Source organism: Aquimarina sp. U1-2 (assembly GCF_017897595.1).
GTDB lineage: Bacteria > Bacteroidota > Bacteroidia > Flavobacteriales > Flavobacteriaceae > Aquimarina.
The window spans coordinates 124,094-139,000 of record NZ_JAGKIK010000009.1; the positions used below are offsets into that span (position 1 = coordinate 124,094).

The 14,907-nt window shown below is 36.1% G+C and carries 12 protein-coding genes; 2 read left to right on the top strand and 10 right to left on the bottom strand.

Annotation, left to right across the window (positions count from 1 at the left end; genetic code table 11):
* Positions 1-41: 41 nt before the first annotated feature.
* The 3 genes from J8281_RS12755 to J8281_RS12765 form a co-directional block, all read right to left on the bottom strand.
* Entirely contained in the window at positions 42-698 is a 657-nt protein-coding gene (locus J8281_RS12755; protein ID WP_210198021.1) for a hypothetical protein, read from the bottom strand.
* A gap of 386 nt (positions 699-1,084) precedes the next feature.
* The gene (locus J8281_RS12760) at positions 1,085-1,795 is read right to left on the bottom strand and encodes a restriction endonuclease (RefSeq protein WP_210198022.1); all 711 of its coding nucleotides are present in this window, start codon (positions 1,793-1,795) and stop codon (positions 1,085-1,087) included.
* Between the two features lie 354 nt (positions 1,796-2,149).
* The gene (locus J8281_RS12765) at positions 2,150-3,385 is read right to left on the bottom strand and encodes a DUF1028 domain-containing protein (RefSeq protein ID WP_210198023.1); all 1,236 of its coding nucleotides are present in this window, start codon (positions 3,383-3,385) and stop codon (positions 2,150-2,152) included.
* Between the two features lie 325 nt (positions 3,386-3,710).
* Here J8281_RS12765 and J8281_RS12770 point away from each other — a divergent pair, with 325 nt between their 5' ends.
* Complete coding sequence (locus tag J8281_RS12770; RefSeq protein WP_210198024.1) at positions 3,711-4,541, top strand: tyrosine-type recombinase/integrase; 831 nt, start codon at positions 3,711-3,713, stop codon at positions 4,539-4,541.
* Positions 4,542-4,928: 387 nt separating this feature from the next.
* Here J8281_RS12770 and J8281_RS12775 read toward each other — a convergent pair whose 3' ends face one another.
* The 7 genes from J8281_RS12775 to J8281_RS12805 all read right to left on the bottom strand — a co-directional run bounded on the left by J8281_RS12775 (position 4,929) and on the right by J8281_RS12805 (position 13,710).
* A complete protein-coding gene (locus tag J8281_RS12775) occupies positions 4,929-6,740 on the bottom strand; it encodes an acyl-CoA dehydrogenase family protein (RefSeq protein WP_210198025.1) in 1,812 nt (603 codons plus the stop codon).
* A gap of 50 nt (positions 6,741-6,790) precedes the next feature.
* Positions 6,791-7,144 (bottom strand): four helix bundle protein, encoded by a 354-nt coding sequence (locus tag J8281_RS12780; RefSeq protein WP_210198026.1) that lies wholly within the window; start codon positions 7,142-7,144, stop codon positions 6,791-6,793.
* 70 nt (positions 7,145-7,214) lie between these two features.
* Positions 7,215-8,408 carry an acetyl-CoA C-acyltransferase gene (locus J8281_RS12785; protein ID WP_210198027.1) on the bottom strand — a complete coding sequence of 398 codons (1,194 nt, stop codon included), beginning with the start codon at positions 8,406-8,408 and terminating at the stop codon, positions 7,215-7,217.
* Between the two features lie 186 nt (positions 8,409-8,594).
* Positions 8,595-8,828, bottom strand: coding sequence for a four helix bundle protein (locus J8281_RS19715; protein ID WP_256437892.1), 234 nt, complete (start codon positions 8,826-8,828; stop codon positions 8,595-8,597).
* 39 nt (positions 8,829-8,867) lie between these two features.
* Positions 8,868-11,273, bottom strand: coding sequence for a 3-hydroxyacyl-CoA dehydrogenase/enoyl-CoA hydratase family protein (locus tag J8281_RS12795; protein WP_210198028.1), 2,406 nt, complete (start codon positions 11,271-11,273; stop codon positions 8,868-8,870).
* A 16-nt stretch (positions 11,274-11,289) separates the two neighbouring features.
* Positions 11,290-11,745, bottom strand: coding sequence for a MarR family winged helix-turn-helix transcriptional regulator (locus tag J8281_RS12800; RefSeq protein WP_210198029.1), 456 nt, complete (start codon positions 11,743-11,745; stop codon positions 11,290-11,292).
* A 192-nt stretch (positions 11,746-11,937) separates the two neighbouring features.
* Positions 11,938-13,710, bottom strand: a complete 1,773-nt coding sequence (locus tag J8281_RS12805; RefSeq protein WP_210198030.1) for a long-chain fatty acid--CoA ligase — start codon at positions 13,708-13,710, stop codon at positions 11,938-11,940.
* Between the two features lie 569 nt (positions 13,711-14,279).
* Between J8281_RS12805 and J8281_RS12810 the strand changes: the two genes are divergently transcribed.
* Positions 14,280-14,882, top strand: coding sequence for a DUF4136 domain-containing protein (locus J8281_RS12810; RefSeq protein WP_210198031.1), 603 nt, complete (start codon positions 14,280-14,282; stop codon positions 14,880-14,882).
* Positions 14,883-14,907 lie beyond the last annotated feature (25 nt).

Genomic DNA, 14,907 nt, shown 5'->3' on the forward strand with positions numbered 1-14,907 from the left:
AACTTTGCTCTGATTTCATATATAATGTTACCATACGTTTTTTAATCAACTAGCTTAAATATTAAATCTTTTTTTTCCGTATCAAAAATCGAAACATATATATTATTCGCTTTTTTCTTTTTAATTACATATGGTTGATTACCATCTGTAAAAAGGATATCGAATCCGTTATAATTTATTCTTTCCCATCTCAAATCAGAATTACCCATTTTGAAACTACTACTTACATAAATAGAATCATTAATGAATTTAATTGTGTCCTTTATTCCCAAATGATCTCTGAGAATTTTTTTGCCTATTAACTCTATTTTTCTTGTTTCGTTTTTTAGAGAGTCCGCTAGTTTTTTGTAAACCCGATTTCGAACCTTGCCTTTATCAACAAAAACTATACTGTCTTTTTCAAAAGGATTGATCTCTTCAAAATGGTTGTTATCTTCCGAAAGAAACAATTTATTTCCTTTTACTCTAATTGGTTTTTCTTGCTCATCATTGTACCAATAATATTTAAAACCTTTCATTTTATATATTCCATTTTTAAATGAAATTATATGATGAAATGGATTTTCCTTATTTATTGAAGATAGACGACTTTCTGGATTATAGGTGTAGGCATATATCCAAGTTCCATTCAACTTCTTTTCATTTTGGCAAGAAGTTGAAAATACTATTAAAATTAATATGAAATTTATTCTTTTCAAATGTATGGTAATGTGCGGGCGGCTATGGCGTGTTCTTTTGTGCAAAATAGTAATTTTGCTTCAAAAGTATGCGTTATAGCAGCCAGTTCTTGTCCGTTCTCCCGCTTTTCGCGGGGAGCGGGCGTGGACTGGCGCGGAGCCGCCCGCACATTCGAGTCCATACGGAGCGTAGCGGAGTATGGACTCGAACGTCTCGGCTATGATTAGTGCGGGAGTAAGAGAGCGTTCACTAACGAACCAGCACTTAGCCAAAACTTTTTATTTTGTTTTAATTTTTCATTTTTAAAGCCAAATCAAAAGATTTGGCGGACATTATAAAAATACACTAAACTTTTGATCAAACATTTAACCCCGTATTAATTATAGCCCTTGTTGTGTGTAGTACTTTATTCTCGGTATAATTTTTTAAACTGTTCATAAGCTCTATCCTTATTTTCTTCTATAAAATCAAAATATTGACGGTCGGTCAAAATTTCTTTTTCTCCTACAATTTGAAAGTTGTCATCAAGTATTGGTAAATTAATTGGGTATTTTCTTTTGAATCCGTCCAGCATTTGGTCTCGAGGGCCTAGTCTACAAATAGGTGAGTAAGCTCTACGAATTAGTTGATTTGTGTCGAAATCAATAGTACCACCATCATTAGGTGTTTTTCCAGGATAGTCCCAATACGGAAAAAGTCTGTCAGCATAAGGCATATATTTAGCTGTCATTCCTTGTTTCCATTTATTATAATATTCGGTTTCTAATTCTTTTAATGTAACAAGTTTAATATTAGTTTTTTCAGCTGCCTGATAACTTCCTCTTTGAAATCCATTTTTAGATACAATGAATCCAATATTTGCTCCAAAATCAGATATTACTGTTCTGAATGAATGTATAGTTTCTTGACTGACTGGTTTATTCCAAAATTTGCATTCGACAAGAATAATTGGTTTATACTCACTTTTAATATCTTGAGTGTAAACATCAATTTCTTTTTTTCCGCGAACTAATTCGACAATTTTCGATATTTCGGTTTCAAATCCGCATTCCTCAAACATTTGTCCAACATAATTCTGTAATTCAGTCCAATTTTGAGGTTCGGTATCAAATATCATTTAGTTAATAATGTTTTTTGCGTATTACACACAATGTGCGGGCGGCTATGGCGTGTTCTTTTGTGCAAAATAGTAATTTTGCTTCAAAAGAACACGCCATAGCCGCCCGCACATTCTTGTCCGTTCTCCCGCTTTTCGCGGGGAGCGGGCGTGGACTGGCGCGGAGCCGCCCGCACATTCGAGTCCGTACGGAGCGTAGCGGAGTATGGACTCGAACGTCTAGTATAAGCGCAGTAGCGGATTTCACATACTAACTTTTCGGCTTATAACTGACCTTAAACCTATACAGTTTGTTTCATTTTATAACTTTCACCGCTATTGCGTTTATACCGTGTTGTCAATAGTGCTATCACACTATTTTGATTTTATTTTGGCTAACAAATTTTTAGCCTCTACATTGTTTTCGTCCATTTCTATGGCTTTTTCGAGATTGGTTGTTGCCTTTTTTAAATTACCATTTTTGTAATGGGCTTTACCGATTAGATAATTTAGGTATGTTGTTGTTATATCCTTTTTAGCCAAATCATTACATAATTCGATTGCCTCAGTATTTCTACCGACTGAAATAAGCATCGCAATAGCATTTTCCCAATCTTTTGGTGTAAATGTTTCAGGTTTTATCAAGTTGTTCAATTCCTGATTCTCTTTCATAAAATAGAAAGCTGGAAGATTGACTTTCCAATTCGAGTTTTCGTCAATTCCCTTTTTTATCCAATCAATCGCTTTGTCCTTTTTTCCAATTAGAATGTTGGTCATTGCAATTTTTGAGTAAATACCTGTCCAGCCATCTAACATTGATTCGGCTTCTACTAATTTTTGTATCGCTATTTCAGAATTTCCTCCTTCAAAAGCATATCGTGCTTGATTTAATCTAATTCTGCCATAATGGTAATTCATTAATGTTTGTAGTTCTTCAAACGGTCGTTTTGAATTATCTACTCTCAAATCTATCTGATTGTACCATTCATTGTCCGTTCCCTTGACTACTAATGCTCCAGATTGTTTTCCTGTTATCTGTCCACCAGCTTCTTGCCCAGCTACAATACTTTTTAGAAGACGTTGAGCCAATGTACCTTTAGAATTTTCAAAGGTTATAGCCATCTTATCCAAAACTTTGTCATCAAGTTGATTTCCCATCACAACGTAGTGTTTGCCAATCTTATGAGAAGCGTTCCCATTCCAATATTTAAGAGACTCGCCCGTAAAGGCAAAAACGTTTCCGTTTGAGTCAATTCCTGAAACCTGTCTGTAGTTAGATTCAGGGTCATTTTGTTTAACTTGATTAATAGATTCCTCTATCGTTTTACCCTCACGTAGATATTTAAATCCTTCTAGCGCGTAGTTAGGCTCTGTTTCTGCAATAACCGAAAATGCGCCAATGTTGGGTTCTATGTAAATCGTAGAATTGCCAACGTAAATATTGTCAGTTGCAACTGCAATTCCCCACTCTTTGGCATTTTCGTCATATGCAATTATTGAGAATGTTGAGTTTATATTTTTATCCGTTAATAAACTTGGCAAATTTTGTGCAGACGCCAATATTGGCAACCATAACAAAGCAAATAAGGTTACCTTTTTATATATTTTCATTCTTTTCTCGAGGTTTGTTTTGCATTATTGACAATGTGCGGGCGGCTATGGCGTGTTTTTGCTGTAGCAAGATATGAAATATCTTAGCGGAGGCAAAAATTCGCTATAGCCGCGAGTCCTTGTCTGTGCGCCGCTTTCAGGCGGTGCCAGACAGGGGCTCGTGGCGAAGCCGCCCGCACATCCGAGTCAATGTGACGCGTAGCGGCGCATTGACTCGGACATTAGTATATACGAACCTATAACAAATCTTTGTTTTATCCAAAGGAAAGTGTGTAGTTATCGCAACTTTTTTTAGATTATCTTCGTAACTTTTAAAATGTAAGTTATGAACACCTTTTCTGGATTTAAGCAATTACTTGAAATTAAAAGATATAGCCCAAATACCATAAATACCTACATAGGATTATTGTTAGCCTTTCAAAAATTTATAGGGTTTAATAGTACTATTGAGTCTTTAACGAGAAATAACTTATTTAATGCTATTGTTCGTATTGTTAAAGCAAATGGGTACAGTTACTCATCCCACAAACAATTAATCGGAGCAATAAAACTGTATCTTTCGGAAATTCATCACCAAAAATTGGATTTCAGTCCTGTATATCCTACGCAAAAGCCTCAACCTCTTCCAGATATCATTTCTGCTGAAGAAGTAAAGAGAATTTTTGAAGCCGTGAATAATATAAAGCATAAGACGATGCTCACTACAGTATATGCACTAGGTTTACGTAGCGGAGAATTAATAAATCTAAAAATAGCTGATATTGACGGAAACAGAAAAACGGTTCACATTCGAGGAGGGAAAGGAAATAAAGACAGAATCCTTCACTTGCCAGAGAAATTACATAGTTTATTAAGAACCTACTTCAGAAAATACAAACCAGAAATTTATCTATTTAACGGACAGCATATAGAAACATATAGTGCGGCTAGTCTGAGAAAAGTTTTCACAAATGCGGCTGCTAGAGCAAATATTTCTAAAAAAGTAACCCTACATAGCCTCCGGCATGCTTATGCCACACATCTTCTTGAATCTGGTACCGATATTCGAATCATTCAGAAACTATTAGGTCATAATTCTATTAAAACTACGACTATATACACACACGTAGCTAAAAATCGATTAATTAATGTACCTAGCCCTCTGGATTTTTTATAACCTGCGATAGGGATAGCAGCGGCATCCCCCGAGAGGTACGATTCGGGGATATAGCGGATAGCCCGGCCCCGAGCGTAGCCTTCGGGGATCGCCCAAAACAAAAACCGCTTCTATATTTCTATAAAAACGGTTTTTGAAATTTTAATTATAAAAAGGATATTGTAAATTCCCAGCATCCAGCATCCAGCATCTAAATATTTAGTCTCACTACTCACTACTAAAATCTCAATACTAATTAAAAATACCTCCTAACTCTCAAGGAGGGAATTAACAGATTTTAGAATTTACAAATAACTATTAAAAATAATTTTGGCTATTAGTCTTGACTCCTGTTTCTAACAGCGCCAGCGATCTCAATACTCAGTACTCAATACTAACATCTTAATACTATCCCAAGAAATACCCATCCTCCTCAGCGATTTTATCAGCAATTTTGCTACGCAAAGCTACTACATTGGGCTGATTTGCATATTTCGTAAATCGCTTTAATCCCATCAACATCATGCGTTGCTCATCACCTTCGGCAAAAGATACGATAGCTTCTTTTCCTTTTCTAATTACAATATCTACTGCATTATAAAGATAAAGCTGAGACATCGCTATTTGAATTTCTTGTGAAGCTTCACCAAAACGCTTTGCATTTTTCTCGGTACGTAAAATTGTAGACTCTGCCATGTATATTTCGATTAATATATCAGACGCTGCCAATAATAATTGTTGGTGCTCTTCCAGTTTTGGTCCGAATTTTTGAACGGCCGATCCAGCTACCATTAAGAACACTTTTTTCAATTTGGCGATGATCTCTTTTTCTTCAGAAAATAAAACAGAATAATCTGGAGTGTCAAAAGAGGGGATACCTGTTAACTCGTCGGCTACCTTCATTGCAGGACCTAACAGGTCAACATGTCCTTTCATCGCTTTTTTAACCAACATACCTACAGCTAACATGCGATTAATCTCGTTGGTACCTTCATAAATACGAGAAATTCGAGCATCACGCCAGGCAGATTCCATAGGCGTATCTGCCGAGAATCCCATACCTCCAAAAATCTGGATCCCTTCATCAGTTGTATTTTGTACATCTTCAGAAACGGCAACTTTTAATATAGAACATTCGATAGCATACTCCTCAACTCCCTTAAGTTCTGCTTCTTGGTGCGAGTTTCCTTCCGCTTGACGGATAGCAATTCGATCTTCTATATTTTTGGCAGCTCTGTACGAGGCAGCTTCATCGGCATAGGTATTGGTTGCCATTTCTGCAATTTTGGATTTAATAGCTCCAAAATTCATGATTGGCGTTTTAAACTGAATACGTTCATTTGCATATTTAGTAGCCTCTCCGATCACTCTTCTTTGTGCATCCAGACAAGCTGCTGCTAATTTGATACGCCCTACGTTTAAGGCGTTCATTGCTATTTTGAATCCGTTGCCACGCTCTGATAGCATGTTTTCTACCGGTACTTTTGTATCACTAAAGAATACTTGTCGGGTAGAGGAGGAGTGGATACCCAATTTCTTTTCTTCATCTCCTAATTCAATACCGTTCGAAGGATCATTTTCAACAATAAAACCGGTAATATTCTTATCATCTTCGATTCTGGCAAATACGATAAATAGATTACAAAACCCAGCGTTTGAGATCCACATTTTTTGACCAGAAATTAGATAATGCTTACCATCATCTGACAGTACTGCTTTGGTTTTACCCGAGTTTGCATCTGATCCAGCACCAGGCTCGGTTAAGCAATAGGCACCAAACCACTCACCCGTAGCTAATTTGGGTACATATTTTTTCTTTTGCTCTTCGTTTCCGTATAATGTGATTGGCATGGTTCCGATCCCGGTATGGGCACCAAAAGCGGTGCTAAATGAACCTGTAGCTCCAGAAATGTAATCGCAAACCAGCATTGTCGATACAAATCCCATTCCTAAACCATCATATTCTTCGGGCACGGCTACACCTAAAAGACCAAGTTCACCTGCTTTTTTCATACATTCTTCGGTAAATGCATAATCTTTGGATTCAAATCGCTCCCAATGCGCCCATAATTCGCGATCTACAAATTCTTTGGTGCTATCGCGCATCATTTTTTGCTCCTCAGAAAAATCTTCAGGAGTAAATACATCTTCGCAGTTCGTTTCTTTGACAAGGAACTGTCCTCCTCTAAGAATTTCTTTGTTTATTGTTTCTGTTTTCATATCTGTAATTATTTTTGAAAAGAGAAAATAGAGAATAGAAAAGAGATGAATTAAGTAATCTTATTTTGAAAACTCATTGTCATTTTTTGAAATTCTTCTACCTTATCTTCAAATTGTTCTAATTGTTTTTTGTTAATATATTTTCTATGATATGCTATTAGCAATTGAGTTCCTAATTCAAAAGAAGAACCTAACGAAACATCTAAATAATGTTTGAAAGATTTATCTGTTCTCGCGGAACCTTCAGCTATATTACTAGGAATAGAGATTGAGCATCTACTAAGTTGAGAAGATAGATCATAACGTTCATGTTTGGGAAAAGTTTCCAGCAGATCAGAAATATCATTAGTAATTTCCAAACCTAACTTCCATATCTTCAGGTTTTTATAATTATGCCGTTTCAATAATATATTTATTATTTTTTTTCTTCTCTCTTCTCTCTTCTCTCTTCTCTCTTGTCTCTTCTCCTTAATACTAATTTAAAAATTCATATATCCCAGCTGCCCCTTGACCTGTACCTACACACATCGTAACCATACCGTATTTTCCTTTCATGTCGCGTTTGCGCATCTCGTCAAATAGTTGCACTGATAGTTTTCCTCCTGTACACCCTAACGGATGACCTAGAGCTATGGCTCCACCATTCACATTGATGATGTCAGGATTTAAATCAAGTTCTCTGATCACAGCCAGGGATTGAGAGGCAAATGCTTCGTTAAGTTCAATAAGTTCGATATCGCTTTGTTTCAGTCCTGCTTGCTTCAGGGCTTTAGGAATTGCCTTAACTGGTCCTATTCCCATAATTCTGGGTTCAACACCGGCAGCGGCATAATTCACTAAACGAGCAATAGGTTCTAGGTTTAATTCTTTAACCATTTCTTCGCTCATTACCATAACAAAAGCAGCTCCGTCACTCATTTGAGAAGAGTTACCGGCAGTCACACTACCACCTGCAGCAAAAACCGGTCTTAATTTACCCAGTACTTCTTTGCTGGTTCCTTTTCGCGGGCCTTCATCTTTCGTAACGGTATAGGACTTGGTAGCCCTTTTTCCGTTTTCATCAACATATACCTGCTCTACGTTAATAGGCACAATTTGATCCTGAAAACGATCTTCAGCCTGAGCTTTGAGTGCTTTCATATGTGAATTATAGGCAAACTCATCTTGATCTTCTCTAGATACATTAAATTGATTGGCAACAGCTTCTGCAGTATTTCCCATGCCCCAGTAATAATCTTCATGTCCAGATTTGGCGAGATCATAGTTCAATTCGGTTTTGTAACCTGTCATGGGTACGGCACTCATACTTTCTGCCCCCCCGGCAATGATACAATCTGCCATTCCTGCTTGTATTTTCGCGGTGGCCATACCAATAGTTTCAATTCCTGAAGAACAAAATCTATTCACAGTTACCCCTGGTACGTCTATAGCGTCTAATCCCATTAAAGAGATTAAACGAGCCATATTAAGCCCCTGCGCCCCTTCTGGCATTGCATTTCCTACAATAACATCGTCAATACGGGCTTTGTCTAATTGCGGAAGCTCTTTCATCATATGCTGAATGGTTTCAGCAGCTAGTTCGTCTGTTCTTTTAAATCTGAACACCCCGCGAGGTGCTTTCCCTACGGCAGTTCTGTATGCTTTTACTATATATGCGGTCTTACTCATAGTATTAATTTATTTTTTGAAAATAGAGACTCTGGAATCTAGAGACTAGAACCTAGATTTCTAGTTGTTTACATTATCCATAAAAGAACCTATCATTTTCTGTATTTGTAAAATTTTATTTTCTAATTCTTCAAACTTTGTTTTTTCTAAATAGCTTTCGTTGTAAGAAACAATAAGTTGTGTTTCTCATTCGAATGCTGATCCTAGACTGTTTTCTAAAAATTTTCTAAAATGTTTATTAGTACTTTTACTAAATCCTTCTGCTATATTTGAGGGAATAGAAATTGCACATCGATTCATTTGACTAACTACGTTAAATTTTTTGTAGTCGGGAAATGTTTTAGTAAGTTGATAACTCATACTCACCGATTTTATACTTTCCTGCCAAATCTTTAATTTTTTAGAATTATGTCTAGCCATTAGTCTATTCTCTTAAAGTCTAGTTTCTAGATTCTAATCTTAGTTACGTAACGGTTTCCCTTTCTTTAACATGTGCTCGATACGTTCTAGTGTTTTGCGTTCACTACAAAGTGATAAAAACGCTTCTCTTTCTAAATCCAGAAGGTACTGTTCTGTAACCAGAGTGGGTTCTGATAAATCACCACCTGCCATTACGTATCCAAGTTTGTTTGCTATTTTCTGGTCATGTTCAGAAATATAATTACTGGCTTCCATAGAGTCTGTACCTACTAAGAACATTCCGAGCGCTTGCTTACCAAGTACTTTTATGTCTTTACGGCGAGGAGGTTGCGTATACCCTTGTTCTGCCAGTAATTTCGCATATGATTTTGCTGTAGCGATTTGGCGATCTTTGTTAACAACAACGATATCTTTGCCTTTTTGAAGAAGATTCGTGTCATAAGCTTCATACGCCGATGTTGAAACTTTGGCCATACCGATAGTCAAAAAGTGATCCTGAAGAATATTCAATTCAACATCGTCTTTTTTGAAAAGGTCTGAAGCTCTCAACGCCATTTCTTTAGAGCCACCTCCACCAGGAATGACACCTACACCAAACTCTACCAGTCCCATATACGTTTCTGCCGCAGCAACTACTTTGTCTGCATGTAATGAAATCTCACAACCACCACCTAAAGTCATACCATGCGGAGCAACGATTGTAGGAATTGAAGAATAGCGCATACGCATCATCGAATCTTGAAAATATTTTATAGCCATATTGAGCTCATCATATTCTTGTTCTACAGCCATCATAAAAATCATACCGATATTAGCACCTACTGAAAAGTTTGCGGCCTGATTCCCGACCACTAATCCCTGAAAGTCTTTTTCGGCCATATCAATGGCTTTATTTAATCCTGCAAGAACATCGCCTCCAATAGTATTCATTTTACTCTGAAATTCTACATTTAGAATTCCGTCGCCCAAATCTTCAACAACTACACCGCTATTTTTAAATACTTCAGAAGATTTTCTAATGTTATCAAGAATAATAAAAGCATCTTGCCCCGGTACTTTTGTTTGTGCTTTCTTCGGAATATCGTAATAATACGTCGCCCCTTCCTTCACTGTATAAAAAGATGTGCTTCCTGAAGCTATCATATCATGTATCCATGCGGCAGGCTCATGACCTTCGGCTTTCATAATTTCAATTCCTTTTTCGACACCAATAGCATCCCAAATCTGGAAAGGACCATGTTCCCATCCAAAACCTGCTTTCATTGCGTCATCTATTTTATAGAGATCATCGGTAATTTCGGGAATGCGGTGAGACACATAGGCAAACAATGCTGCAAAATTCTTGCGATAAAATTCACCAGCTTTGTCTTTACCGGAAACTAAAATTTTAAAACGATCAATAACCTTATCTACAGATTTGGTCATTTCTAACGTTGCAAAAGATGCTTTTTTATTGCTTCGATATTCTAGCGTATCCAAATCCAGAGAAAGAATTTCTTTCTTTCCATCTGAAGTAACATTCTTTTTATAAAATCCCTGTCCGGTTTTACTTCCTAACCATTTATTTTCCATCATCGTATTGATGAAATCAGGAAGCTTAAATAGCTCATGGCGTTCGTCATCAGGGCAATTCTCTGCAATACCATTGGCAACATGAACCAGCGTATCAAGACCTACTACATCGACTGTACGAAAAGTGGCAGATTTAGGTCGTCCAATTACCGGTCCAGTTAATTTATCTACCTCTTCGATAGTTAATCCCATATCTTTTACCATATGGAACAAACTCATGATACTAAAAATCCCTATTCTATTACCGATAAAAGCAGGAGTATCTTTGGCAACCACTGAGGTTTTACCTAGAAATTGTTCTCCGTAACCATTAAGAAAATCCAGTACTTCTTGTGAAGTGTTTGGTCCGGGGATGATTTCAAATAGTTTAAGATATCTTGCCGGATTAAAGAAGTGTGTCCCGCAGAAATGTTTCTGAAAATCATCACTTCGCCCCTCACTCATGAATTGGATAGGAATTCCAGATGTGTTTGAGGTTATCAACGTACCCGGAGTTCTATGTTTTTCAAGGTTTTCGAATACCACCTTTTTAATATCCAGTCTTTCTACCACTACTTCGATGATCCAATCTACATCGGCAACTTTTGAAATATCGTCTTCAAGATTACCAGTAGTGATACGATTAGCGAATTTTGGGTGATAAATAGGAGACGGTTTTGATTTTAAGGCCGCAGCCAGAGCGTCATTTACAAGTCGGTTGCGTACCACATCATCTTCGAGAGTAAGCCCTTTTGCTTTTTCTTTGTCGTTTAGTTCTCTGGGAACTATATCTAATAATAGCACTTCGACACCAATGTTTGCGAAATGACAAGCAATCCCGGATCCCATAATTCCTGATCCGACGACAGCAATTTTTTTAATGGTTCTTTTCATTGTTAACTTTAAATTGTTAAGGTGTTATAGTTTCTTGTTTTGTGTACACTTTTTTTGAGGCAATAAGATCATTGATCATTTGGAATACTTCCAAAAAAACGTCTAGTTTCTCTTTCGGAATGTGTTTTTTCACCGCATTATCGAAGGCAAAAACAACTTCTTTTGAAAAGTCTCTCATTTCTACACCAAAAGGGGTTAAATAGATCAATACGCCACGGCCGTCCTGAGGATTTTTTTTCCTAAAAATCAATCCTTTTTCTTCCATAGTTTTCAAAGTACGAGAAAGACTAGTGGCTTCCATCCCCATTTTGGGACCTAATGAGGTTGATGGGGTGCCATTTTCTGGGTCAATACTTAATAGCGCAAAACCGGTAGCCATAGTACTCCCTTTTTTGCTCGCCTCTTCATTATACATCTTCGCAACGGCCATCCAGGTGGCTCTAAGTGCATAATCAATTGTTTTTTCCCTCATTCAAATTATATTATGAAGGTAAAGGTAAGAAAATTTATTATGCACGCATAATAAATAATGTAAATATTTGTGATTATTTCAAGTAATTTACGTTTTTCTAATGAATTAATAAAAAAACTCCTCATAAAATGAGGAGTTTACTGATTTATAGTTAAGCTTGTACGCATATGCTATTGTAATCAGTGCATTGAATTAGCCATAAATTTTTGAGTATAATACTGCGTATTTTTCTTTAATTATTTTTCTTCTTAATTTCATAGTAGGGGTAAGATGACCTGCATCGATACTCCACTCATCTGCTGTGAGTTCGAATTTTTTTACGCGTTCCCATTTTCCAAATTTTTCGTTGTGTTTATCTATTTCTTCTTGGTAACGATCAATCACTTTCGAGTTAGTGATGACTGCTTCAAAAGAGGTGTCTACTTTTATTCCTTTTCGTTCTGCCCATTCCTTCAAAAATTCGAAATTAGGTTGTATAAAAGCGGCAGGCATTTTCTCACCTTCACCAATAACCATAATTTGTTCGATAAAACGTGACTGTTTCATTGCATTTTCAATAAGTTGCGGTGCCACGTATTTACCTCCCGAAGTTTTGAACATTTCTTTTTTGCGATCTGTGATACGTAAAAAACCTTCGCTATCAATTTCACCGATATCACCGGTATGAAAATATCCATCTTTGAGAGCTTCATTGGTTTTTTCTTCGTCTTTGTAATAGCCTTGCATCACTTGGGGGCCTTTTACTAAAATTTCTCCGTCTTCAGCAATTTTTACTTCGGTGTTCGGAAGCATTTTACCTACGGTTCCTATTTTAAATCCTTTATTTCTTACATCATTAACAGAAATTACCGGAGAAGTTTCTGTTAAACCATAGCCTTCCATGACAGGAAGTCCTGCAGCATTAAAAACTCGCGCCAATCTAGGTTGCAGTGCTGCACTTCCTGAGGCAATTACTTGCATATTATTTCCTAAAGCTTCCTGCCATTTGCTAAAAATCAATTTTCTGGCAATACCAAGCTTCTTTTCATAAAACCAACCATTAGCTCCGTAGGGCTCATACTTCAATCCAAGTTCTACTGCCCAGAAGAAAAGTTTCTTTTTGATTCCGGTAAGATCGGTACCTTTGGCGATAATTTTGTCATACACCTTTTCTAATAGTCGAGGTACCGCTGTCATTACATTCGGTTTGACTTCTTTTAGGTTATCACTAATAGTTTCTAAAGATTCTGCAAAATAAATAGATACCCCACAGTATTGATAAAAATACATAGTCATTCTTTCGTAGATATGGCAAACAGGTAAAAAACTTAATGCTTTGCTGTTTCCACTTTCTAATGGAAATCGGGTCGAACTTGCTATAGCGTTGCTTACAATATTTTTATGACTTAGCATAACTCCCTTCGGCCTTCCTGTAGTACCCGATGTATATATTAAGGTAGCAAGATCTTCTTCTTTGATTGAAGCCATAATTTCTTCGACCTGACTTTGATTACTACTATCTTTACCTAGTTCTAAAACTTCATTCCAGTTTTTACATCCTGAAATGTCGTTGAATGAATATACTTCTTTTAAAGACGGTACATTCGCCTGTATATTCTTAACTTTTTGATAAACTTCATCATCTGAAACAAAACAATAAACAGACTCAGAGTGATTTAAAACATATTCATAATCTTCTTGAGAAATAGTAGGATAAATAGGTACGTCTTGAGCGCCAATTTGAAGAATGCCAATATCGGTAATATTCCATTCTGTTCTATTGGTAGATGATATAATAGCTATCTTATCATTAGGCTGTACTCCTAATCGTAATAAACCACGACTAATTTGGTTGGCTTTCTCTACATATTCTGATGAAGATGTAGCAACCCATTCACCATTATATTTGGTTACCAAAGCCTTATCTAAGTTATATTTTTCTAATTGGTAATGTGGAAAATCAAACAGTCTAGTAATTGTCGTCATATAGTGTTTTACATTTTTTAAGCAGTATTTATAACCCTAAAAAACTGCTATGCGTGCATAGTTTTGCAAATTATAAAAAATCTTAGAATACACAACTCTAAGATATAAAAAAAGCACCGGTATTTTGATAACTTCATAACATTTTATTGTTTTTATTAACGATTCTGAACTTGAGAATGTACAATTTTCTTTGTTTCATATTCTAATGTCATAAACTGATTTTACTTTTAAGAGTTAATGAGCTACCGTTGTAAACGGGTTACTTTTAATTTTAAGATTGTGTTTTCGGTGAACTATTACATACTTATGTGCTCAATACATTTTGTAGTGAATATAATATGGAAACTAGGGTCAAATTTTTTAAATAATTTTTAAGATTAAAAATCAAATAATTCTCTTAAACAAGCTTTTTCGCGCTACTTTGATTACAAAACAGTTAAAAGGATATTAAATTACGGAATGCATTAACAAAACACACCGTATGGGTATAATTTTAAAATACTAAAAAGAAAGAATTACCTCGAACCTTGTATTGAGGTAATGTACTATTAATTTTAAATTTTAATGTGATGAAAAAGAAACACGTATTAAGTTTAGCAGGACTAGCTGTTGCCGTTGTATTATTTGCTTGTGGTCCTACCGTACAAACCGTAAAAATGTCTGATGAGGATTTAAGTAAGTATAGCACGTTTGCTTATTTACCGAATAGTAATTTTGATGATGCTAACATCGGTTATAATGATAAAACGATAGGTTCGAAAGTGATCCAAAGAGTAAATTCTAATTTAAAGCAAGCCGGCTATACTATGGATAGAGAGAATCCTGACTTACTGGTGCTTATAAGAACCAAAACAGATACTGAAACCGAAACATATACCGATCCAGTGTATGCTACCTATCCCTATGCAGATATTACGCCGGCGGTGAGCCCTTACTACGACCCTTATTATTATACCAATTTTACGAACTACAATCAAATAGTAGGGTATGATACCGATGTTTATAAATATAAAGAAGGAACGCTTATTGTTGATCTTGTCGATAGAAAGACCAAAAAAGTAGTGTGGAGAGGAACAGCTTCAGATCAAATTTATAAAGAGAACAGTTCTAAAGCTATTTCGACATATGTAGATGATATTTTTAATCAGTTTCCTGATGTTGCAGGCTATTAATTGGAACCAGTCTATACAAAATGGA